The sequence below is a fragment of the Rubripirellula lacrimiformis genome (genome assembly GCF_007741535.1).
In the GTDB taxonomy this organism is placed as follows: domain Bacteria; phylum Planctomycetota; class Planctomycetia; order Pirellulales; family Pirellulaceae; genus Rubripirellula; species Rubripirellula lacrimiformis.
On record NZ_CP036525.1, the window covers coordinates 25,110 to 47,603 of the forward strand.

Below are 22,494 nucleotides of genomic sequence, written 5' to 3' on the forward strand. Positions count from 1 at the left end.
ACCGGCATCGTGGGCCAATGAGATTAGAAAATGGATGGGTTAGAAAATTTGGCTCATCCGTCGGAAGGGTGCGCCGTACCCAGGGACGAGGTTTTCGGAGGAATTGCTCCGATGTCCGAAATTTGAGCCGACCATTTCGATGCGTTAGAATTGATTTGCCAAGTGAAGCGGAAGCGAGCTCTGCTGAGGAGCAACTTGCCAAGGAATAGCTTGGTCTCCGATGCGCCGAAGGTGCTTCGTGGCCCACCGGCATGCTCGCCATGCCGGTGGGGTGTTTTCAATAGGGACGCCATCCATCACTAAGCATTCGGACATCGGAGCATGCCTGCAAAAACCTCGGGCGCTCCCTTCCGACGGATGAGCCGAAAATTTGTGGGGTGGCGAGGTTGATTACCCATCATTCCTGCCTTCCTACGTTAGGTCCCGCCTAGGAAGGGGACGGGGATCAGGATGGCGTGTTGTTGGACCCAGGTTAGTAGTCCGTCCCAACTGGTGTACTGCGACACGTAGACGAACAGCAGATAGATGCCGACCACGGGCACCAGCATCAACCGCGCCATCCAGCGGGACATGGTGGCCCAACGTCCGGTCGGCAGCGGGCGACGGCGGGCGCGGCGAAGGGCCAAGCCTTCGGCGATTCTAGCTGGCAAGATGAAGGCGACAAAAACCAAGCACGGCAACCAGACGACTTCGCGCGGCGTTGCTTCGATCTTCAACAGGTAAAGCGGGATCGGAAGGATCACCAATCCGCAGACCATCGCGCCCAACCATGCCCAGGGTGCATGTCGAAAATTTCGTCGGATTGTGCGGACTTCAAACAGGGCTCGCAGCCGATTCTCGGCCGCAAAGTGTGCTTGCAACATCGGCAAATACATCAGTGCAATGCCCAACAACATCAGCGATACGAAGCCGACCAATCCGGCCAACCCGGTTTCGCCATTTCGGAACGCGGCGATGATGATCATTGCCGGGATCAACCAAATCAACGTTCCCACAGCACCACGCAGACCCAACCAAAAGTAACGTGGCAATTCCAGCGACGCCGTAAAATCCCACAGGTGGTCGGGTGCCGATGCCCATGTCGATGGTCGCCAAGCCTGCCGAAAAAATCGTTTCGGTTCCGGCCACAGATAATGCCTCAAACGGCCACCGCGAACCCAAGCCCACAGCAGGTATCCGGTCGCCAAAAGCGACATCGAAATCGCCGCGATTCGCAGCATCGCCGCTTGGTTGGAACCGGGATTGATCAACGCCGCTACCGATTCCCAGTGCGTCATCAATTGGGTTGGCAATGCCGCGATGAACACAGCCAACATCGCCAGTCCGATCTGACCGGCTTGGCCAAGCTTCGGCAGCGAATCGCGAAACTTGGCTCCGCCCGCAAGTCCTCCGCTGACAGACAACAGATAGCCAAACGCGATCAGTTGTAGGATCGGGATGGCGGTCAACAATGCCAACAGCACGATCAACGACGCGATGCTGAACGATCCGGTGACGCACCAACGTATCCATCGAAGCGAGCGGCGAATCGGACCCGCTTTCCGCTCGGTTGCTGGTTCCCCGTCCGACCGCGGGTTCAGAAGTGCAGCGGGATCAGACGTGCCGAGTCCGGTTTCGAACGCGCCCGTTCCGGTGGCCACCACGCCAATTCCCAAAGTCGCAGCTCCTAGGGTCTCCGCTCCCAGGGTCTCCGCTCCCAGGGGCTCCGGCCTCAGGGTCTCCGGCCTCAGGGTCTCCGCTCCCAAGGTCTCCGCTCCCAAGGTCTCCGCTCGATCCACAGCCGGGCCATCCGCGGTCATCTCTGGCCGATCTGGCGTGTCACTGGGATTGGCGAGGTTGGGATGGCGATCCACGATCAGGGACAACTTTCAACGAAAGGTGGATGAGGTCGGCACAGCGAACGACCACGGTATCGGATCAGCAAAGGTTCAGCGACGTTTTTTTCTGGCGGGCACGCTATTTCAGCCATTCGCCCGTCCGGGACGAATCTTGGCGATATCCCCGGAAAGTTTCACGAAAACAGCCCAAAATTCGCCTTGGACGGTTCCGGGGCTTGTTCCGTCTGGGAAAGATTTGCTCAAGACAAAGGCTTTGACGACCGATTGAACAACAATATCCGGTCTGACGTGGGGGGATACTCGTACAGGCAAATTGGAACATCCGGACCGTCGTTCATCATTGCATGACGGCAGCGTCGGTTGTTCCACGAATGTTTTCATGCCCACCCACGCTCTTCACGCTCGCATCTTCGCTACGGTTTGTTTGGCACTTCTTTGCTGCCAGGTGGGTTGTGTGGCGTTGAACGTTCCCAGCCAGCGGTACCATGATCCGTCCGACGAAGGCGGCATGCTGGGGCATTGGAAACATGGATCGGTAGGCCTCGGACCCTATCGCGCTCCGCTGGCACACCAGGCTCATGGCAGCGACGATTTCGACCCGATGATGTTGGACGAATCGTTCACGGGTGAACCGACCGATGCGGTCTGTTTCGATGGTGGTCCATTGCAGCTGGACCCCTCGGACCCCGCTTTCGGTTCGCATGGCAAAAGCGAGGCCCCGGAAGTCCCTTGGCCTCGGTTTCATCCCGTTCCCGTCCGGCCCGTATTCGGTGCACCCGAAGCCATCATCGGCCACTGATTCTTGGAAGAATCCCCGACTTAGCCATCCTCGGTAGGACCATCCGACACCACTTTGGGGACGAAAGTGTTAAGGGTGGTAAACCTTGCGGCGTGATCCCTTGTCAGTCAAGGTTCTCGCAGGATTGTTCCGATGCAAACAGCCATACCGGTAATGCCGGTTGAGAAAAAGGTGGAACGATCGTAAGTCCGCCCGACGTTTGCATCCGAATGATTCGGGTACGGGAACTAATGCGACTGAATATTCAAGTTTCCCGAGCTGCGTTCTGTTTGATGACCGCCGTCGTCTTCGCCGGCTCGTTGATCAATCCAGATACCGCAGCCGGACAATCGCCTTCGCGACGAGTTTCCGACATCCGCGAAACACCGACGGTCCTCGCGATCCGTCGGGTATCGCCTGCCGTCGTGAACATTCACGGACAGAAAACGGTCCGCACGACCGCGGCAGGAATGGCGGGTGCCCAAGGGCCAGACTCGTTCCGCCAGGTCAACGGAATGGGCACCGGTGTGGTCATCGACCCACGCGGTTATGTGATCACCAACTATCACGTGGTCGAGGATGTCGACAACATCCAAGTCACTTTGGCCAACGGCGAGACCACGACCGCCGAGATGGTTTCGGCTCGCATCCGCAACGACTTGGCGCTGATCAAAGTCCACACCGACGAACCGCTGCCAACGATTCCTCGTGGCATCAGCAGCGACCTGATGGTCGGCGAAAGCGTGATCGCGATCGGCAATGCCTACGGTTATGTGCATACCAGCACCCAAGGGATCATCAGCGCTTTGCACCGTGATGTACCGGTCAACGAGACCCAAGAGTATCACGATCTGATCCAGATCAGTGCCGGGATCAACCCAGGCAATTCGGGCGGTCCACTGTTGAACATTGCCGGCGAAATGATCGGCGTCAACGTCGCCGTTCGTGTCGGTGCACAGCAGATCGCATTTGCGATTCCGATCGACCAAGTTATCGAGGTCGTCACGGACATGATTGAACAACACAACGAGAGTCGTCTATTGACGGGTTTGCGAGCCAGCGGCGGACCGCGCGACGGTGACGGTGTTACCATCGCCAATGTTTCCGCTAGCAGTCCAGCCGCACGAGAGGGTCTGAAGCCAGGAGACCGCGTGGTCCGCGTTGGCTCGCAGCCCATCAATAATCGACTCGATTTCGCTTTGGCGATGCTCGACACGACACCCGGAACGCCGCTGCAAATCAGCATCGAGCGATCGGGTCAGCGATTCGACTTGGCTGTCCTTGGTGAACACGCCGGTGGCGAACAGCAATCGGTCGCCGAATCCGCGTGGTCCGTTGTCGGTATCCAGGCCAAGCCAGTCGCCGAAGCCACGATGCGTCGTCTGAACCAGCGAATGAAGACGCCTTATCGCGGCGGGCTGTACATCACCAAGGTGCGTCCCGGATCACCGGCCGACAAACAGGGCATGATCCCCGGCGATGTGCTGTTGGGAATCCATGGCTGGCAAACGGCGACGATGAAGGATCTGGCGGGCATCTTGGAACATCCTGATATGCAGCGTGGACCACGAGCGAAGTTCTATCTGGTGCGTCGCGAACAAACTCTGTTTGGACACCTGCAACTGGCGGCTCAGACCAATAGCACGCTTCGCTAACGAACGAGCGGAAAATAAGTGTCCGGCCCCTTGGATGCAAAGCACTCCAAGGGTCGGTTCCCGGTGATCGGACACCTTTTTCCGCACGATCCGAAGGACGTCCAATCCAGCAACAGCGACGTGTGCTAGCGCTCACGTCCCGGGGTGAATTCGAAACCGCTGCCCGCACAGCATGACGAGTTCGCCGACCCAGCCGGGACGAGAGCGCCGCCCACGACAAAGATTCCACCGCGCGTTCAATCGCGTCGGGATATCCGGGCTGGTCACTCCGGCTGCAAACGAATCCGATCCGGGATCGCGGCGGATCCGTCGAACTGGATCTGTGCTTCGACACCCGGTGATCCATAGACCGATGATCCGGTTCGGACGACCAAGTTGTCGGACATCTTGGCCAGCCCACCGTGATGGGTGTGCCCACAGATGACGGTGACTTGAACCGCAGGTCGTTGGTTGGCAAAACGCTGCAGCGCGTCGCCCACTTGCCCACAAACAAAGAACGGTGCCCAGTCGTCGTTGGTCGTTTGACCTTCGTACCAACAGGCTTCGCGAAAGGGTGGCACATGCGTCGCGACCAGGACGGCGCGACATGTCCTCGGCAGCCCGTCTAGCTTGACCGACAAGCGATCCGCTGATTCGCGGCCAAGTTGCGTCAGTTGCTTGCGCCAATGAATCGCCGGCATGTCGGCGAAGTCCGTGATTCGCGAAAAATCATGCAGTCGAATCGGGGATGCGTCGAAGTCGCCGATGGTGGCATCGCCCCATCCGTCTTCGCCGACCAAGAATACATCGGGATCGATCGGGATCGGATCACAGTCGGTCAGGTAGGTGATTCGGTCGTCTTCGCGGGCCAGATTGACCATCATGCGACGGGTGTGGGCGATCGACCCACCATAGAAATCGTGGTTGCCCAGCACCACGTAGACCTGCCGCCCGGTTCGATCGGCGATCTGTCGAAGCCGTGCAACCAGGTCGTCGGCTTCGGTCACGTCACCGGTGACGATCAAACCATCGACTTCAGCGGTCGCGATCTGATCGATCCAGGTTTGCCATGCCGAAGCGGTGGCGTGGTCAAAGTGAGGATCGGTTGTCCAAAGCAGCTTCACCGATGCCATTCCTTTCACCGTGATCACCGGGGGTGATCACGGGTGTCCACGACGAACCTGGTGGGGCAAGTTCGTTCGCCGTTGGTTCCTTACCCTTGGGATCGAAACAAAACTACGCCGATGCGGTGGCACCAGCGGCTGCGGCCAAGGCCTCGGCCTTGTCGGTCTTTTCCCAGGTGAAACCGTCGCCTTCGCGGCCGAAGTGGCCACCCGCGCTGGTTTCTTTGAACACCGGGCGACGCAGTTGCAGGTGATCGATGATCCCGGCGGGCGTCAGCGGGAAGTGTTTGCGGACCAGTTCGCAAAGTTGAGCGTCGTCGATCTTGCCGGTTCCTTCGGTATCAACGTGAACGCTGACCGGTTCGGTAACGCCGATCGCATAAGCCAGTTGGACTTCACATCGCTCGGCCAATCCCGATGCAACGATGTTCTTGGCGACGTAGCGGGCCATGTAGGCGGCCGAACGGTCCACCTTGGTGCTGTCCTTGCCGCTGAATGCGCCACCACCGTGACGACCCCAACCGCCGTACGTGTCGACGATGATCTTTCGTCCGGTCAGGCCACAGTCGCCGTGTGGGCCACCGACGACGAACTTGCCGGTCGGGTTGATGTGGTACTTGATGTCGCCTTTGACCAAATCGGCTGGCAATTCCGGAAGGACGATTTTCTCTTTGATGAACTTCTGGATTTCTTCGTTCGTCACGTCTGGGCTGTGTTGAGCGCTGACGACGACGGTGTCGATACGGACGGGCGTGTTGCCTTCGTATTCGACGGTGACTTGAGCCTTGTTATCCGGACGCAGCCAATCGACTTCTTTGTTGAATCGAGCTTCGGTGATTCGATTGATGATGCGGTGCGACAGCGCGATCGGCAGAGGCATCAGTTCCGGAGTGTCTTTGCAGGCGTACCCGAACATCAGTCCTTGGTCGCCGGCACCGATGTCTTTGCCGGACGAATCGTCCGAATTGACGCCTTGGGCGATGTCGGGACTTTGCGTGTCCAACGAAATCATCACCGAACAGGTGTCACCACAGATGCCCATCTGGTCGTCGGTATAGCCGACTTCGTTGATGACGCTGCGAACGACATCGCTGTAGTTGATCTTGGCCTTGGTAGAGATTTCGCCCGCAACGATCGCGATCCCGGTGGTGACCATGGTTTCGCATGCCACACGGCTGTTGGGATCCTCGGCCAGCAGTGCGTCCAGAATCCCATCAGAGATTCGGTCGGCTAGCTTATCAGGGTGTCCCATGCTGACCGATTCACTGGTAAACAGATAACGAGCGGTTGTCACGGCGGCTTTCTCCGGGCTTACGTCCCCGCGGGGGGGACGAATTGGGTCTAGAATCAATTTGGCACTAGGCTACTTGGCGGAGGACAGTCTGAGAAGCGGCGCATTTATCCGATTTGGCTGCTTGTCCGGCTTTATCGCTGCGAAACCTCTGCTTTCCTTCGTCATTCCCCCCCCACCTGCGAACCTTGATGAACGACGCTGCACCCGCGCCAATCGATCTGGAACCGGCCGCGAAGGCCTGGCCGGCGCTGCTGATGTCGTTGGTTTTTCACATCGTTCTGCTGACCGGGATTGGTTTGATCTGGACCCGTAAACCGGGCGGTAGCGGGGAAACCGAGGACCGCAGAGTTGGAATCGCGCTGGTTCATCGGATGCCCGATCGAGACTTCTATCGCGAAGCGGAACCACCGGTATCGGAAACCGAAACGCCGTCGGATCAACAATCATCGGTGGCAGCGGCCGCCGCTGCACCGCCGGCGGATCTTTCGCCGCCGATCGACTTGGATGGCATTTTAAAATCGATGCAATCCACTCCGATGCCCCACTCGGCCACCGGATTGGCCGGCGAAACCCAGTTAGATGGCGACGCATTTGGCGATGGACGCGGTCGGTCAACGGCGGGCGATGCAGGCCAGGCGACGACAATGGTGTTCGGCGTCTCGGGAAGCGGTTCGCGGTTTGTGTACGTGTTTGACCGCAGCGACAGCATGAATGGATTTGGCGGAAAACCGCTTCGTGCTGCCAAAAACGAACTGATCCGCAGCCTGCAAACTCTAACCGACAAGCAGCGTTTTCAACTGATCTTCTATAACGAGAAACCCACCCCGTTTCGGATCGCCGGTATGCCCATCCAGATGATGGCCGGCGATGGACCCAACCTGACATTGGCCCAGCAATACATCCGATCGGTGACCGCGTTCGGCGGTACCGAACACGAGACGGCGATCAAGATGGCCCTGCGATTGTCACCCGATGTGATCTTTTTTCTGACCGATGCTCGTATTCCCAGGTTGTCTGAATCCGAACTACGCCAGATCCAATCACGCGCTCAGCAGGCCGGAACGACCATCCACGCGATCGAGTTCGGTGGCGACGCGGTGGCTCCCTCGGACAGCTTCCTGCGCGATCTGGCCGCCATGAACGGTGGACAATATCAATACGTCGATATCCGGCGGCTACAAACGGCTACCCCTCCATGATTCCATCGTCGCAATACTCCCGATGGACTCGGTTCGTCGTCTGCATCGCTTTGACAGTCGCATCGGTGAGCCAAGTCTCGGCTCAGACCCCCGACCGAGTTTGGCTGCAACCCACACCGCGGACTTCGACGTCCAGCGATTGGTATCCACAGCCGATCGCAAAGACGGACGGCGAGGTCGTCGATTTGGATGCCACCCAACTACGTTTGATTGTCGCCGGTGATGAAGTCGAAACGATCGTAGCGGCGTCGCGAGTGATTTGGATTCAACCGGGCGATGTGTCCAGTCATCAGTCGGAAGCGGTCTCGGATTTCTTTGCGGGCCGGTTCGCCGAAAGTCTCAAAGCACTTCCCGAGGTCCTGAAGCAGCGGCCACCGGTGTGGCGGCAACAGTGGTTGACGATGATGGGGGCCGAAGCGGCTAGACGGACGTCGCGTGGGCAGATCGCGTTGGAATTGGTTTCCCAGTTGGACGCGCGGCCCTTGCCACCGCTGGTGATCGCCTGGCTTCCGATCGCTTGGCAGAACGGGTCGGCGTCCGCCGACCTGATCAGCGCCGCCAAAGGCAGGCTGAACGACCCATCACCGGCCGTGCGGTTGGTCGCCGCTAGCTGGTTGTTATCGTCGCCGCATCGTGCCGATGCGATCACGGTCGTCGACGCGATCACATCGGATACGTCCCGGCCGCGACTAGCGCAGTTGGCCGCCTGTTTGCGATGGCGATCGGCGTCCCCGCCCGAAGTCAAACAGTCCTACCAACAATGGCAATCGAACGTGCAATCGATGCCGATGGTGTTGCAAGTCGGGCCGACGATGACGTTGATCGATAAACTCGGCGCGGCGGGGCTCGCGGATGCGGCTAGCCCGATGAAACTGTCCTTGGAACTAACGCCGATCCATCCTCATCCGTCGCTGCTGGACTGGTCGCCCTGAATTTCGGTTGCCAAGGTGGTGCGGCCGAACCGTTCGGATTGGACATCGTCGCTCATCAGAATCCGCTGAAAGAACAGCATCAACAGCGTGCACAGATAGCGTCGTCCCATCTCGCGCATCCGCAGGTTGGTCGATCCCCACGTCCGGCCTTCCCAGCCGATCGGGATCTCGGCGATCGTGTATCCGCCGATCAATGCACTTAGCGACATTTCAAGCGTGATGTTGAAATGGCAAGCCTTGTACGGACCACAGGTTTTCACCACATCGCGGCGATAGGCTTTGAACGCATTGGTTAGGTCGTTCATGTCGGTCCAAAACATCCACTGGATCGACTTGTTGACGATTCGGTTCACCCACAATTTCAGCGGCGGGTATCGATGGACTTTGGCGCCTTGGATAAACCGCGAACCGAACACACAGTCGTATCCTTCTTGGATCTTTTGGTAGTACCGGTAGGCGTCTTCGGGGTGGTCCGATCGATCGGCCATGTAGATCACCACCACGTCGCCGGTGGCATATTCCAGCCCCGTACGGATGGCACGACCGAATCCGCCCGGCGGGTGTCGACGAATCAAACGCACCGAATCGGGCCAGCGATTGATCCGGTCGATGACCTCACCTTCGGTACCATCGCTGCTGTTGTCATTGACGATGATGATCTCTGTCCGCAGTCCGTGCTGGACGACCAGACATTCGATCAAGTCATCGATGCAGGGACCGATGTTGTTCTGTTCGTTGTACGCCGGCAGCACCAATGACAACTGTGGGGCAAATTTCGTCGGCAAATCGGTTGACGACGGGGACGCGGATTCACTCATGATCACTGTCCTCGGCCACGCTTGTTTCCGGCTGGTCACCGCCGGATCGGTCGGTCGGCGAACGGGGGACGAATACATCGACGAAACAGGTTTGGGGCAGTTCGCGTGACCCGTACGTCTTTGACAGCACGGCGTCGTACTGGTCCGCCCAGCCGGCGTCTTCGCCTTCCCAGGCCAACAGGATTGCTTCGTATTTCAAGTCTCGATCGCCCCAATAAAGTTCACGCTCTTGGCACAACATGGTGTCGCGGCCACTGAGGTAGACATCGTAAACATAAGAAAGGTCCGCCAAGAACAGTCCTTCGGTTGGCAGTTCGTCCAACACACCGTGGATGAATTTGGGACCATGGAATTTCGCGTCGCCCCAATGCGTCCAGTACAGACCGGTTGTTCGTAGTCCGCCGCCGGGCAACATCCATGCGATCATCAGTCCGGCGGCGATGACCATCGCCGGTTTGCTGCGAAAACGATCGATCGCGATCGCCAATCCGGCTAAGATCCAAACGCAGGGATAGATCCAGTAGCCCTTGGTGGGATGGATTCCCGCGACCACGGCAGTCAGGAATACACTGCTGCCTAGCATCGCCAACAATCCCCACGATTCACGTCGCGGTCGCCCGCCAAACGCCATCACGGATGCTGCGACCAAGGCGATTGCAAAGAACGCCATCTGCCATCCGCCGGCAAATTCATAGACAAGTTGGGCGTGATGTCGAAGCGCCGGCCACGGCCAGATCAAGCGAGCTGGCAATCCCGGTCCGGCCCGGTCCAGGACGTTGGCAAAGAACTGGCTGCGGAACTCGTTGGGGTACTTCACGATCAATGGCAGCCACATTGCGACCGCCGCCAAGCAGGCGACCCCAAAGATGGACCACCGTTTTAGTTTCAATGCGATCGTCGACCGGGCCATCAGGATCACAGCGCCCGCCTGGATTGCAAACACCAACGCGAAGGGATGAAACAATCCGCCCAGCCCACACACAAACCCGCCGGCCACCAGCGGTGAAAGTTGGCCGCTGCGCAGGTGTCGCCACAACAGCAGCAAACAGATCCACCCGCACACTGCCGACAATAGGTCGGGCCGGACCGTGGTGCCGGTGAACATCAGCGGACGGCACATCGCCATCAGGGTGGCCACCAGTGTTGCCGATGCCGTTGACGCACCGAGCGACTGGGCCAACCCAAACGTGATCGCGATCGTCAGCAACGCGGCCAGGAACAATGGTGCACGACTGGTCGCGTACCCCGGTGGAAAGATCGCATGAAACGGTGCCTGGACATAGAACAGGGCCGGTGGCAACGCCATCAAACATTGGTCGGCGTCTTGGAACAGCGTGTCGCGATTTCGCGTGGGAACATAAGGGATCCGCGGAACACCTTCATTCCATACGGTCCACCCGGGCACCGCAAACCACTGTTCGTCCTGCATCCCCGGCGAATGGACCACCGTCGGCAAACGTAGCAGTCCAAATACGATGATCGGCAACCATACCCATCGCCACGAAACCCGACGCGGCGATGATGGTTGCGGGTCCATCCCGGTCATCGTGACAGCTCCAGCCAATTCGGGTGATGCTCGGCGTGATCGGCGATCTCGTCCAGAATCGATGCCACCGGAATCTCTGGTTGCCATCCCCAGACCGATTCGGCTAGCGAAGAATCCAGTACAACCCACGGTAAATCAAACTTCCGAATTTGGTCGCTGGGCTGAACCGGATGGACACCGAATCGATCGTCGCACCAACGTGTCAGTTGTTTCAGCGACATGGCCGATGCGGTCCCACCGCTGACGTTGACTCGCGATGGCTGGTCGCTGCCGCCGGTGGTGATTTGACGATCGATCAGCCGTGCCAAATCCTGGGGATGCAAACAGTCGCGGACCTGATGCCCGCTGCCACCGAAGCCCAGGTAACGAAGCGGCCGACGGCGACGGTGACTGTGGACCCAGTAAGTAAAGATGCCCTGATCGGACCGCCCAAATTGACCCGCACCTCCGATCACTCCACAGCGGTTGATCCAAACCGGGAAATCGAATGCCAATCCGTATTCCAGTGCCATCGTTTCCGATGCCAACTTGGTCGCACCGTACAACGATACCGGTGCAGAGGTGGCGAACGATTCGCTGATGCCTCGAGGCGATATTCCCGTGATCGAGCCGTCCAACCGGTCTGCCGCCACAACGAACCCCTCGTCGTCGACGTCCAGTGGTAACCGCGTCAGGGGATCGATGGAGTACACCCGGCTGGTGCTTAGCAAGACGAAACCGGAACGGTGCTGGTGACAAAATTCCAACAGATTCAGCGTCCCCAACAGGTTGTGTTCGACCGATTGGCGACTGGAATAGGATTCGCCAACGCCGGCCAGCACGCTGGGCAGTGCCGATCCATCGATGACCCAGTCGACCGGCCCGATCGATTCCAGATCGCTGCGCATCCGAACGTCACCATGGATCAGCCGCACACCGCGATCGATCAGATCCTGGCGATTGGTTTCGCTGCCGTTGCGAGCCAGATTGTCGATACCATAGATTTCTGCGTCCGAATGGGCCGATAGCCAGTAGCGAGCGATGCAGGATCCGACGAAACCGCAGACGCCGGTGATCAAAATTTTCAATGTGAAAGTCCCGAGTCGGGGAAGATGCGGACGCAAACCGGCAACGCAGTATAACGACGTGTCGGATAGGATAATCCGATCGAGCTTCTGAACCTGCAACCCTATCGAGTCGAAAACTAGCGATGCCATCGATTTTTACCAAAATCATCGACCGAGAAATTCCCGCCGAAATCCTGCACGAAGACGACGTGTGTTTGGCCTTTCGTGACATCAGCCCCAAAGCGCCGACGCACTTTTTGGTGATTCCCAAGAAGGAAATCGTGTCGCTGGCCGATCTGACCGAAGCGGACGAAGCCATCGTCGGACGCTGCATCATCGTGGCATCCCAGGTCGCCGCCGCCGAAGGTTTGGAAGGTGGCTATCGGTTGGTGTGCAACTGTGGCGACGATGGTGGTCAGGAAGTCCCCCATTTGCACTTCCACGTCATGGGCGGCCGAAAAATGACCTGGCCACCAGGTTAAGTCCGGCCCGCAACCAACCCGTAGGCCGAAACAAGCGCAGCGCTGTTCCGGCATGTTTCGGGGGTAGGCGGAATTTGCTCGCTTGCCGGATCTGCGTCGCTCCGCTCCTTGTTCCGGCCTACGACACTGTCCAGCTACGGTGCCGCGATCACTTCGCCGCCGTCTTTGGTGATCAACTTTTGCAGCTTCTCGACATCGACCGGCTTCATCGTCTGCACCCATCCGTGGGCAAGCAAGTACGTGATCGAATCGGCGTCCTTCATCTCCGCAATTTCCGTCAGGTCGGCCGGTTTGGTCCACGGAACCGACGATTCGGCTTTCATCACCAGGATGGTGTTCGACAGGCCGTCACGGATGTCACGGATCTTGGTGCCTGTGTCTTGCCCCATCGCGCCGCTGCCGTCGGCAATGCCTTGATAGCTCGTGTGCCCGGTGGGTAAATCCGGATCGGCCGACGGATCGCCGTAGACCGCTGGCATCTTGTCGATCAGCTTCAAATTGGATTCGCTGTCCCATGGTTCATTGAACCGATACTGTTGAAACAGATCGGCTTCCTCAATGAACGGCAAGATCGCGACGCGCCACGAAAAGGGATAGATCTTGTCATCCTTCTTGACTCCGTGTGTCCCTACCCGTTCGATGGATACAGACGCAGGAAACTGTTTGTGCGCAGAATGAAAATTATGGAACGCTAGTCCAATCATCTTCAGGTTTCGCTGATCGGACGACGGTGATGCAGCTTCAAAATCTCGCTGGTGCAGGATCAAGTAGCTTTCCAATCCGATCGATTTCAATTCGGCCAGGTGCAGTAGCGCTCGTAACGTCGCTTCACGTTGGCCCGAATCAAGCTTTCTGATGGGGGCTGATGCGATGATCTTTTCCACTTCCTGCTCATCGACCGGCAGATCGCCGAGGCGTTTTAGGAGCAACAGTTCCTGTGGATCAGTCAAATGATCATCAAAGTTATCGGGATCCGATCCTATCAATGATGGCCGGACCATCAGTAACTGAACTAGATCATCGGCCAGGAAACGATAGGTTCCTGCAAAGGCCTTGTCCTTAAGTGCTTTTTCCTTGAAGGGACTCCGATGATCAAAATTCAATTTGATTTGTTTTTCGGCATCGCCTTGCAATTCGAATTTCCCGAAATCAAATGCAGGGGTGGAATTGAGGAGATAGACCCGGTTACCGTCGAAGCAGAAAAGTTTGCTGGCGGAAGATCTCCAAACCCCTTGGAATCGTTGCTGATCGTCCGGTGCGACGTTCGGTTTGGGCGCAACTTGGGCGTTTGAAATCGCAGTCGGTGTGCCCGCAGGTTTAACGGGATTCACCAGTCCGCTGCTGAGGCTGTCCATCAAGTACTGGACTTCCTGCTGTGTGAACTTCCCGGTGATGACAAGGTCGCGGCCAACTTGGCTTTGAATGATGGGAGCCATGCGAATGCTGCCGTTGACCATGATCGCCAGCCTGCGGCGAAGGTTGGCACCGGTCAGCGCTTTCATCCTGTTTCCGGCTTCCTCCGTCAGTCTTAGTTCCAGCCGTTCGGTGCCGCGGCTTTGAATCGTTTCGATCTCGCGACGCAGGGTGCCATCGGCGAACATGATCGACTTGGATGTATCGATCAATCCGTATCGAATGCCGTCTGCCTCGGCTCCTGCGGGAACAGCGATGTCGGGATCATCGACACGCACCCAATGAAAACGTGAGTCTGGTGCCGGCGCAGCGGTCGGATGGAACCCATGTTGTTCCATGTGCGACTGGGCTTGTTCATCGGTCGCCAGGATGCCAAGCATCAAGAACACGTTCTCGGGTGCCTCAACAGGCGGCGCCACCGCAACCGTTTTGTCATGCTGATGTTCTTCGATACCGGTCACCTGCGGATCGTCGCCAGGTGGAACCGATGGTTTCGGTTGAATGCTGATTTCGCTGCCTTCGGGTGCCTCCATCGTCACCACCGTTCCGTCGGGATGTTTGACGCGGATCAGGGTACCGCCGAACATGCCGCCGAAAAGACCGATGATCAGTCCCAGGAAGCCGGCTCCGATCGCAAACGGCATCGGTACGGTGCGTCGCCACCATGACTTGGTTCTAGGCTTGGCAGGATGGGTCGTTCTTGCTTTTTCGTCCGTTGGCGAAAGCGTGATCGCTTGCCCGATCAACGCCGGCAGGTTCGACCCGCCAGCCAACGTGGCCAATGCCCGGGCGACCGCGTCGGGTGTTTGCGGGCGGGACGCGGGATCTTTGGCCAGCATCGACGCGACCAGTTTGACCAGATCGGCCGGTGCGGATGCAATCTGATCGCTCAGGGCAGGTGGATCGGCTGATACATGGGCGGTCATCTTGGCGAAAACGGTGCCGTATTCGGGACCGACGAAAGGAGCCGATCCGGTCAGCAGTTTGAACAGGGTACAACCCAACGCGTAGATGTCGGCTCGCACGTCGACCTGGCGGCTGTCGGATACTTGTTCCGGTGCGATGTAGTCGGCTGTTCCCATCGCGTGCCCGGTCGCGGTCAGTTCCGCGTGCTCTGGCGAACGATCTTGTAACCGGGCCAGTCCTAGATCCAATAGTTTGACTTCGCCGCCCCGACCGAGCATCACGTTGGACGGTTTGACATCGCGGTGCACGAACCCTTGGTCGCTGGTGTACTGCAGCGCCACCGCCACCTGGCGGACGATCTCGCAAGCATCGGCTGTATCGATCGGACCGGTGCGAGCGATCAATTGCCCCAGATCCAGTCCATCGATGTACTCGGTCACCAAGACGGCGGTTCCGTCGATGTCGCGAGCATCGTGGGCGGTGACAACGCCCGGATGGCTCAGTCGACCGACCGCCCGCATTTCGCCCTCGAACCGTTCTCGCATGCGAGCATCGGCAAGCCGATGTTGGGCCAAGACTTTCAGTGCCACCTGACGCCCCAATTTGGTATGTCGGGCCAGATAAACGTTGCCCATCCCGCCACGGCCCAGCGGCCGGATGATCTCGTATTCGCCGATCGTGGCGGCGTGGTCCAGCGATCCGGTGCTCCCGATCGCATGGATGGCACGATCCACCGCCAATTGGCAGTCCGGTTCGATATTCCATGGGGATGCCGCATCGCCATCTCGCAGCGCATCGACCAACGAATCGTCTTCTGAATCGAAGCCATCCAGTTCGTTTTGGCACTTCGAGCAATCAGCCAAATGGACCAACAATTCATCGCTGTCGTGATCCGGCAATCTGCCCAGCGTGAAATCTTTCAGTCGGTCGCTGGGCGGACACTTGGTGGCGGTCATCATCGGGGTCTCCCCTCATCGTGGCGTGTTCACAGACTGTTCTAGGGTATCTCACCTAGATGAACGCAAACGTCTGACACCATTTTCTGCGTTTTGTCATTTCGGCTGCTTTTAGGACCGTCGGAACGATCCGTGGCGGTCGTTGGAGTGGGATTCGCTAGAATTCGTTCACCTGCAATGATTTCTGGCGAAATCCACGACGCCCGTTATCGTTCCAACGGTCCGTCACGCGTCGGGCTGCTCGAAAACCAACCCGCTTTCGTAGAAAGAAAAACCATGTCGATCCGTGTTCAACGGCCTTTGTTTCCGGCCCTGGTTTTCGCTTTGGCGGGGGCACTTGGAATGCAGGCGAATCTGGCCCCAACCTGTTGGGCCCAGCAGGCCGCCGATACGCCGGAGTCCACGACGGAAGCCGAACCGACCAAGGCCCAGCCGACCAAATCCGCATTGATCGACACCTTGAACGATGTTTTCCGACTGCTGGAAAAGGAAGACTACTTGGCCGCGTCGGAATATTTCAGCCTGCCGCCCGATTTCCCACCCGAACTCCGACCCGGAATGCTCAGCGACATTATCCGCCTGAACGAGATCTCGCAGAGCGGGATCGACGTGCTGAACCAAGATGCCACGTTCGGTCCCGCCACCGAAACCTTCGGATCCCAGCGGGCCAAGGTGCATGCTGAACGCGCCCAGGTCGATGTGAACCAGTGCTATGGTTTTTATCACACCACCGACCGCGAAACCGGCGAAGTGATGGCGTTTTGGGATGGGGACGGTTTCAAGCTGACGCGACTGGATGATGTGGGAAAATTGGCGCCTTCCGACGCTGCCGATTCAGTGGCGATGAAGTCCGAAGCCGAGGTCAGGAAGCCAAAAGCCATCCCCCATTTGGAATTGATGGGGCATCAACCAATCGTCCAACCGGTTGTCGATATCGCTGCGATCGCGCAAAGCCTTCCGCAACTGGAATCCGCCGCCAATGCGAACCCATTGGACGTCGCCGCACGCGCCAACTACGCGATGGCGCTGTACCAAATCGGAAACTATCCGCTGGCTTGGACGCAACTGCGGGTCGCAGGGAAGATCGATCCGAACCACTCGGGCGCCGCCCAAGGAATGACCGTGCTGTTCAAAAAGTTTGAATCGCTAAGCGTGTTCACCGTCGGTATGCCTCCCGAAACCGTGATCGGATTGTTGGGCGACCCCGACCAAGTGATCGAATTGGGCGAAAGTCGGCAACGCCGCGTCTATGCGTTTTACGGGATCGATTTTCAAGAGGGGCGATTGCACGAGGTCATCGATTTGCGCGGTGCCACCGAAGCGATGTTCCAACCCAAAGAAATCGTCACCGTTGATTTGGACGGCCGTGGTTGGCGGTGTGGCAGCCGTAACAAAGCGAACCGACAAATCACAGCGCTTTACTACTTGCCTGGTGAAATGATTTCCAATTGGACCGAACAGGTCGAAGTCCAGCGGATCATGGATGCTGCCGGGATGGGAACGATGATGGAGATTGCCGAGAGCATGATTGCACAAGTCTTGGCGGCAAACCCAAACATGAAGTATCAGATTCTCGACACCCAGGACGACTCGGTGATCGTCGCTCTGGAACTGCCCGAGCTTCCCGATTTTGCCAAACGTCACCAACTGATCCGGCTCTTCCAAGGCCAACAGGACGTGCATCGCTTGGCGTACACGTTGAAGGTGGACCAACCGACCCAGGAAACTCAGATGAAATGGTTGGCGATCATGAAATCGGCCAATCTAGAATCGACACAAAAATGAACTCGTTCGCCATCACCGCCGGCTGCGATGATCTGCCGCAACTGTTTCCGATCGTCGGTTGGCCTACATTAACGTGACATTCTCTGGCTGGGAGAATCGATCCTTGTCCCCGCCAGGGGCGACCGCGAAGGATCATCCCTTCGTTCAAGCTTTGTTTGCGTCCATGACGAACAGGTGACGCGGTAGTGGCGACCAAGAACATCGTACTGTTGGGCATCGGTCACACCAATGCACACATCGTCCATCAATGGATTGACGATCCGATCGAAGATTGCACGTTGACATGCGTCAGCAGGTTTCCCGGCGCGACCTATTCGGGAATGTTGCCAGGAACGTTGGGGTGGCAGTTCCGCCAGGATCAAATGCGGATCGACTTGGCCGCGTTGTGCGATCGAGCGGGGGCGAAATTGGTGCTTGCGGAAACCAATGGTTTGGATCTGCCGACCGGCAAGCTTCATTTTGCGGACCACGACTCCATCGCCTTCGACGCGCTATCGATCGGTGTCGGTTCGATGCCCGCAGGTTGGGAATTGCACGATTCTGCGAAGTCGTTGGTCCCGATCAAACCGATGCAAACGTTTCTACAGCGGCTTGAACAACGGATCGACGTCGTGGGCGATTGCGGCGAGGGACCGTTGAAGGTCGCCATCGTTGGCGGCGGCGTCGCCAGTGTCGAGATCGCTTTGTGTTTGCATCAGCAATTCGAAAAGCGAGAACAGAGCCGCAAGTTTTCCATCGCGATCTTTACCAGCAGCGACACGGTGGCCGGCGGGATGAAGCCACGCAGCGTGAGAAAAATTCAGCGGTTATTGAAATCGCGAAACATTTCGGTCACGCACGGGTCGCCAGTAACGCAGGTCACAGACGCATCGATCACGACCGAAGATGGTCGTCGATTCGACACCGATGTCGTGATCTGGGCCACCGGGGCGGCGGCTCCCAAGGTGCTGGGAAAGCTGTCGCTACAGACCGATGATCGTGGCTTCATCGCGACTTCGGGCACACTGCAATCCCTGTCCGATCGGCGCGTCTTCGCCGTCGGTGATGCGGGCACGATCCTGCAGTCCCCATCCCCCAAAGCGGGTGTCTACGCCGTCAGGCAATGTCCAATCCTGTGGCATAACTTGCGATCGTTCTTGTCGGGTGGAACGATGAAGACTTTCCAGCCGCAGTCAGACTTCCTGAAGCTGCTGAACACCGGCGACGGCAAAGCACTGCTGCAGTACGGTCCGATCACGGTCCATGCCCGTTGGTGCTGGCATCTTAAAACGTGGATCGACAAGCGATTCATTTCCGAGTTTCAAACCCCAAAATTGGATGGTTAGTTCATGTATCTTCCCAAGGTTTCCTGTACCGTTTTCGCCGTGCTTGCGTTCACGCTTCTGACAAGTTCACAGATCGATGCGCAAGACACTGCTGTTGCCGAACCCGCCCAAGTCACGTTGCCGGCGGGGATCAATGACAAATTTAAAGACCCCGAATTGAACGTTGACGAATGGCTGGAACGGTTCGAGGTGGAAAGCCGCGAAGTCTATGTCGCTCGTAAGCAAGTTTTGAAGGCATGTGAGATCAAGCCGGGCGAAAGGATCGCCGACGTGGGTGCGGGTACCGGTTTCTATAGCCAACTGTTCGCCAAGACGACCGGCTGGGACGGTTGGGTCTATAGCGTCGACATCGCACCGAAATTTTTGCAACACATCGCCAAGCGGGCCACCGACGATGGGATCGAAAACCTGACGACGGTGCTGGGGACCGACGTCTCGATCCGTTTGCCGCCGGAGTCCGTGGATATGGTTTTCATCTGCGATACCTATCACCACTTCGAGCAACCGGCCAAGTCGCTGGCATCGATCTACCGTGCACTGAAACCGGGTGGGCGATTGATCATGATTGATTTCAATCGGATCCCAGGTCAGTCACGCGAGTTTCTGATCGGCCACGTTCGTGCTGGCAAGGAAGTGTTCCAGAGCGAGGTCGTTGCGGCAGGATTCACGTTCATCGATGAAGTCCAAGTGGACGCCTTTGAAGAGAACTATCTGCTGCGTTTCAGCAAGCCGAAGAATTGATTTCGATCGCGGCTGATCAAACCAACCAATCGCGAAATATCGCAGGAGAGCGGGAACACGATGGATGTCGAAATACTCAGTCGGCTGCAGTTCGCTGGAACGATCATGTTCCACTATCTGTTCCCGCCCTTGTCGATCGGATTGGGACTGCAGTTGTTCCTTTGCGAACTGGCGTACTATCGGACTCGGAACCCAGCCTGGGAAGCCGCGGCAAGGTTCTGGACGCGAGTGTTCGCGGTCAACTTCGCGATGGGAGTGGCCACCGGCATCGTGATGGAGTTCGAGTTCGGAACCAACTGGGCTGCCTATTCGCGATTCGTTGGTGACGTGTTCGGTTCGGCGCTGGCGGCGGAAGGCATCTTTGCGTTCTTTCTGGAGAGCGGGTTTCTAGCGGTGCTGGTGTTTGGATGGGACCGCGTTGGGCCAAAGATGCATCTATTCAGCACGCTGATGGTGTCGCTCGGTTCGATGTTCAGTGCCGTTTGGATTGTGATCGCCAACAGTTGGCAACAAACGCCCGCTGGATACCACATTGTTTGGCAGGACGTGCAGGGCGAAATGATGCCGCGGGCCGAGGTCACCAGTTTTTGGGGGATGGTACTGAACCCGTCCTCGGTCGACCGATTGACGCACACTTTGATGGGCGCGTTTGTTTTGGGTGCGTTCTTTGTGGCATCGGTTTGTTCGTATTACCTGCTTCGCAATCGCCATCATGACGTCGCTAAGCGTTGCCTATCGATCGCGCTGCCAACGGCGCTCGCCTTCACATTGCTGTCGGCGATCACAGGTCATGATTCCGCACAAAAATTGGTGGAAACTCAGCCTGCGAAATTGGCTGCGATGGAGGCCCACTTTCACACCAGCGACCAGCCGACGGGACTGACCCTGTTCGGATGGCCGGATGCGGAAAATGAAACAGTGAAGTTCGGTGTGAAGGTGCCGTATCTGCTTAGCCTGATGGTTTACAACGATCCGACGAAACCGGTTCCGGGGATGGACCAAATTCCCGAAGACGAACGTCCGCCGGTGTGGTTGCCGTTTCAGATGTTTCATTTGATGGTCGGCTTGGGCACGCTGATGATCGGCGTGGCCGGGTTGGCGTGTTGGTTTTGGTACCGTGGCACGTTGATCGAAAAACGTTGGTTGCTGTGGGCGGTCGTCTTCATGCCCATCGCGGCGATGACGGCGAACCAGGCCGGATGGATCACGGCGGAAGTCGGTCGGCAACCCTGGATCGTCTATCCGTCGGTCCAGGACGGCGTCGAGATGATGGGTTTGAAAACCGCTGACGGTCTCAGCGAATCGGTCACCGCCCAGCAAGTGCTCAGTTCGATCATCCTGTTCAGCATCATCTATTCGCTGTTGTTCGCGGTCTGGGTATTCGTGTTGAACAACAAAATCCAGCACGGCCCCGAGAGTGCGGAAGAACTGACGCAGTACAAGCGGAAGCTGAAGAAAGAATCGATGGCTGAAAACTTTAGCCGCAGTGGAAAAGCACTGGGCGGCGACATGTTGGACGGAGGGGAACAATGAACTACGAACTACTGACCTTCATCTGGTTTCTGTTGCTCGGTGTGCTGCTGACCGGCTATGCGATCCTGGATGGGTTTGACCTGGGCGTCGGGATTCTGCATCCGTTCATTGCCAAGGACGATCGTGAACGTCGACTGGTCATGAATTCGATCGGTCCGTTGTGGGACGGGAACGAAGTCTGGTTGGTGACCTTCGGTGGCGCGTTGTTCGCAGCGTTCCCGGTCGCCTACGCAACCGTCTTCAGCAGCTTTTACACGGCGTTTTATCTGTTGCTGACCTGCCTGATCGGCCGCGCGGTCAGTTTGGAGTTTCGTTCCAAGGTGCATTCGCCGACATGGCGGAAGGTCTGGGATGTCGGGTTCTTCTTGTCGTCGTTCACTGCTGCGTTCCTACTAGGCGTCGCCGGCGGAAACGTGATGGCGGGTATGGAGCTGGGGCCAAAATACGAGTATCAGGGAAACCTGCTGAGCCAGATTTACTGGTATCCATTGATGGTCGGCTGCCTGACGGTTTCGCTGTTCGCACTTCACGGTGCGATCTTTCTATACCTGAAAACCGAAGACGAACTGCAGGACCGGATTCGTAAGGTCATCACCAAGTTGTTTTATGTTTTTGCAGTTTTGTATTTGGTGGTTTCCGTGGCCACGTTCGTGCACGTACCGCACGCAACGGAGAACATCGCCAACTACCCGATCCTGTGGATCGTCCCGCTGCTTAACGCATTGGCGGTGCTGAACATTCCTCGCGCGATGCATCTTGGCAAACCAGGTTACGCGTTCTTCACATCGTCGATGGTCATCGCAGCGCTGGCCACCCTGTTCAGCGTCGCGATCTTTCCCAACTTCATGTTGTCAACGCTGGATCCGGCCTACAACGTCACCTTGGACAACGCTCGCAGCAGCCAAGGCACGTTGCAGACAATGCTGATCATCGCCGTGATCGGTATGCCATGCGTCGCAAGCTATACGGTCATCATCTATTGGATCTTCCGCGGCAAAGTGAAGCTAGATTCCAACAGCTACTAACCAAATCAGTTTTCCCGGAGTGGGATTCGCCAGAATTCCCTCTTCTTGGCTGTTCCCCCCGGCATACCCGGCGAAGTCCACGACGGGCACCTGGAACACTCCAATTCGCCGCTGCGGAG

The 22,494-nt window shown here is 57.7% G+C and carries 17 protein-coding genes; 10 read left to right on the forward strand and 7 right to left on the reverse strand.

All coding sequences use genetic code 11. From position 1 onward, the window contains the following. Positions 1 to 416 precede the first annotated feature (416 nt). On the reverse strand, positions 417 to 1,640 hold the full coding sequence (locus K227x_RS00100) for a DUF4013 domain-containing protein (RefSeq protein WP_246146391.1): 1,224 nt from the start codon (positions 1,638 to 1,640) through the stop codon (positions 417 to 419). Positions 1,641 to 2,217: 577 nt separating this feature from the next. Between K227x_RS00100 and K227x_RS00105 the strand changes: the two genes are divergently transcribed. Both K227x_RS00105 and K227x_RS00110 read left to right on the forward strand, forming a co-directional pair. Beyond that, a complete protein-coding gene (locus K227x_RS00105; protein WP_145167373.1) occupies positions 2,218 to 2,637 on the forward strand; it encodes a hypothetical protein in 420 nt (139 codons plus the stop codon). A 230-nt stretch (positions 2,638 to 2,867) separates the two neighbouring features. Further along, positions 2,868 to 4,271: a trypsin-like peptidase domain-containing protein gene (locus tag K227x_RS00110; RefSeq protein ID WP_246146392.1), complete on the forward strand. Its 1,404-nt coding sequence runs from the start codon at positions 2,868 to 2,870 to the stop codon at positions 4,269 to 4,271. Positions 4,272 to 4,534: 263 nt separating this feature from the next. Here the strand turns inward: K227x_RS00110 and K227x_RS00115 are convergent, their stop codons facing one another. Together K227x_RS00115 and metK are read right to left on the reverse strand one after the other, a co-directional pair. Further along, positions 4,535 to 5,383 (reverse strand): metallophosphoesterase family protein, encoded by an 849-nt coding sequence (locus tag K227x_RS00115; RefSeq protein WP_145167377.1) that lies wholly within the window; start codon positions 5,381 to 5,383, stop codon positions 4,535 to 4,537. Positions 5,384 to 5,486: 103 nt separating this feature from the next. Next, positions 5,487 to 6,668 (reverse strand): methionine adenosyltransferase, encoded by a 1,182-nt coding sequence (gene metK, locus K227x_RS00120; protein ID WP_145167379.1) that lies wholly within the window; start codon positions 6,666 to 6,668, stop codon positions 5,487 to 5,489. 188 nt (positions 6,669 to 6,856) lie between these two features. On the opposite strand from metK, the gene K227x_RS00125 reads away from it, so the two are divergent. Both K227x_RS00125 and K227x_RS00130 read left to right on the forward strand, forming a co-directional pair. Beyond that, positions 6,857 to 7,867 (forward strand): vWA domain-containing protein, encoded by a 1,011-nt coding sequence (locus K227x_RS00125; protein ID WP_246146393.1) that lies wholly within the window; start codon positions 6,857 to 6,859, stop codon positions 7,865 to 7,867. Continuing rightward, positions 7,864 to 8,799 (forward strand): hypothetical protein, encoded by a 936-nt coding sequence (locus K227x_RS00130; RefSeq protein ID WP_145167381.1) that lies wholly within the window; start codon positions 7,864 to 7,866, stop codon positions 8,797 to 8,799. The genes K227x_RS00125 and K227x_RS00130 overlap by 4 nt, the downstream gene beginning before the upstream one ends. On the opposite strand, the gene K227x_RS00135 is transcribed toward K227x_RS00130, so the two are convergent. Genes K227x_RS00135 through K227x_RS00145 form a run of 3 tightly spaced genes read right to left on the reverse strand, consistent with a single transcriptional unit; the run spans position 8,769 to position 12,230 of the window. Next, positions 8,769 to 9,617 (reverse strand): glycosyltransferase family 2 protein, encoded by an 849-nt coding sequence (locus K227x_RS00135; protein WP_145167383.1) that lies wholly within the window; start codon positions 9,615 to 9,617, stop codon positions 8,769 to 8,771. The two genes, K227x_RS00130 and K227x_RS00135, sit on opposite strands and share 31 nt — an antisense overlap. Next, positions 9,610 to 11,163 carry an ArnT family glycosyltransferase gene (locus K227x_RS00140; protein ID WP_218933654.1) on the reverse strand — a complete coding sequence of 518 codons (1,554 nt, stop codon included), beginning with the start codon at positions 11,161 to 11,163 and terminating at the stop codon, positions 9,610 to 9,612. The genes K227x_RS00135 and K227x_RS00140 overlap by 8 nt, the downstream gene beginning before the upstream one ends. Beyond that, a complete protein-coding gene (locus K227x_RS00145) occupies positions 11,160 to 12,230 on the reverse strand; it encodes an NAD-dependent epimerase/dehydratase family protein (RefSeq protein WP_246146394.1) in 1,071 nt (356 codons plus the stop codon). The genes K227x_RS00140 and K227x_RS00145 overlap by 4 nt, the downstream gene beginning before the upstream one ends. 122 nt (positions 12,231 to 12,352) lie before the next feature. Here K227x_RS00145 and K227x_RS00150 point away from each other — a divergent pair, with 122 nt between their 5' ends. After that, positions 12,353 to 12,691, forward strand: a complete 339-nt coding sequence (locus K227x_RS00150) for a histidine triad nucleotide-binding protein (protein ID WP_145167389.1) — start codon at positions 12,353 to 12,355, stop codon at positions 12,689 to 12,691. Between the two features lie 134 nt (positions 12,692 to 12,825). Here K227x_RS00150 and K227x_RS00155 read toward each other — a convergent pair whose 3' ends face one another. Then, positions 12,826 to 15,969, reverse strand: a complete 3,144-nt coding sequence (locus K227x_RS00155) for a protein kinase domain-containing protein (protein ID WP_145167391.1) — start codon at positions 15,967 to 15,969, stop codon at positions 12,826 to 12,828. A 273-nt stretch (positions 15,970 to 16,242) separates the two neighbouring features. On the opposite strand from K227x_RS00155, the gene K227x_RS00160 reads away from it, so the two are divergent. The 5 genes from K227x_RS00160 to cydB all read left to right on the forward strand — a co-directional run bounded on the left by K227x_RS00160 (position 16,243) and on the right by cydB (position 22,375). Next, positions 16,243 to 17,751 carry a tetratricopeptide repeat protein gene (locus K227x_RS00160; protein WP_145167393.1) on the forward strand — a complete coding sequence of 503 codons (1,509 nt, stop codon included), beginning with the start codon at positions 16,243 to 16,245 and terminating at the stop codon, positions 17,749 to 17,751. 185 nt (positions 17,752 to 17,936) lie between these two features. Beyond that, complete coding sequence (locus tag K227x_RS00165; protein ID WP_218933655.1) at positions 17,937 to 19,076, forward strand: FAD-dependent oxidoreductase; 1,140 nt, start codon at positions 17,937 to 17,939, stop codon at positions 19,074 to 19,076. A gap of 3 nt (positions 19,077 to 19,079) precedes the next feature. Continuing rightward, positions 19,080 to 19,817 carry a class I SAM-dependent methyltransferase gene (locus K227x_RS00170; protein ID WP_145167395.1) on the forward strand — a complete coding sequence of 246 codons (738 nt, stop codon included), beginning with the start codon at positions 19,080 to 19,082 and terminating at the stop codon, positions 19,815 to 19,817. Between the two features lie 60 nt (positions 19,818 to 19,877). Beyond that, positions 19,878 to 21,350 carry a cytochrome ubiquinol oxidase subunit I gene (locus K227x_RS00175; protein ID WP_145167397.1) on the forward strand — a complete coding sequence of 491 codons (1,473 nt, stop codon included), beginning with the start codon at positions 19,878 to 19,880 and terminating at the stop codon, positions 21,348 to 21,350. Further along, entirely contained in the window at positions 21,347 to 22,375 is a 1,029-nt protein-coding gene (gene cydB, locus K227x_RS00180) for a cytochrome d ubiquinol oxidase subunit II (protein WP_145167399.1), read from the forward strand. The genes K227x_RS00175 and cydB overlap by 4 nt, the downstream gene beginning before the upstream one ends. The last annotated feature ends 119 nt before the right edge of the window (positions 22,376 to 22,494 follow it).

What these genes read in the sequence shown, in the direction of transcription:
- K227x_RS00105 (WP_145167373.1), top strand. Translation starts at nt 2,218, where the DNA reads ATGCCCACCCACGCTCTTCACGCTCGCATCTTCGCTACGGTTTGTTTG.
- K227x_RS00110 (WP_246146392.1), top strand. Translation starts at nt 2,868, where the DNA reads ATGCGACTGAATATTCAAGTTTCCCGAGCTGCGTTCTGTTTGATGACC.
- K227x_RS00115 (WP_145167377.1), bottom strand. Translation starts at nt 5,383, where the DNA reads ATGGCATCGGTGAAGCTGCTTTGGACAACCGATCCTCACTTTGACCAC.
- K227x_RS00125 (WP_246146393.1), top strand. Translation starts at nt 6,857, where the DNA reads ATGAACGACGCTGCACCCGCGCCAATCGATCTGGAACCGGCCGCGAAG.
- K227x_RS00130 (WP_145167381.1), top strand. Translation starts at nt 7,864, where the DNA reads ATGATTCCATCGTCGCAATACTCCCGATGGACTCGGTTCGTCGTCTGC.
- K227x_RS00135 (WP_145167383.1), bottom strand. Translation starts at nt 9,617, where the DNA reads ATGAGTGAATCCGCGTCCCCGTCGTCAACCGATTTGCCGACGAAATTT.
- K227x_RS00140 (WP_218933654.1), bottom strand. Translation starts at nt 11,163, where the DNA reads ATGACCGGGATGGACCCGCAACCATCATCGCCGCGTCGGGTTTCGTGG.
- K227x_RS00150 (WP_145167389.1), top strand. Translation starts at nt 12,353, where the DNA reads ATGCCATCGATTTTTACCAAAATCATCGACCGAGAAATTCCCGCCGAA.
- K227x_RS00155 (WP_145167391.1), bottom strand. Translation starts at nt 15,969, where the DNA reads ATGATGACCGCCACCAAGTGTCCGCCCAGCGACCGACTGAAAGATTTC.
- K227x_RS00160 (WP_145167393.1), top strand. Translation starts at nt 16,243, where the DNA reads ATGTCGATCCGTGTTCAACGGCCTTTGTTTCCGGCCCTGGTTTTCGCT.
- K227x_RS00170 (WP_145167395.1), top strand. Translation starts at nt 19,080, where the DNA reads ATGTATCTTCCCAAGGTTTCCTGTACCGTTTTCGCCGTGCTTGCGTTC.
- K227x_RS00175 (WP_145167397.1), top strand. Translation starts at nt 19,878, where the DNA reads ATGGATGTCGAAATACTCAGTCGGCTGCAGTTCGCTGGAACGATCATG.
- cydB (WP_145167399.1), top strand. Translation starts at nt 21,347, where the DNA reads ATGAACTACGAACTACTGACCTTCATCTGGTTTCTGTTGCTCGGTGTG.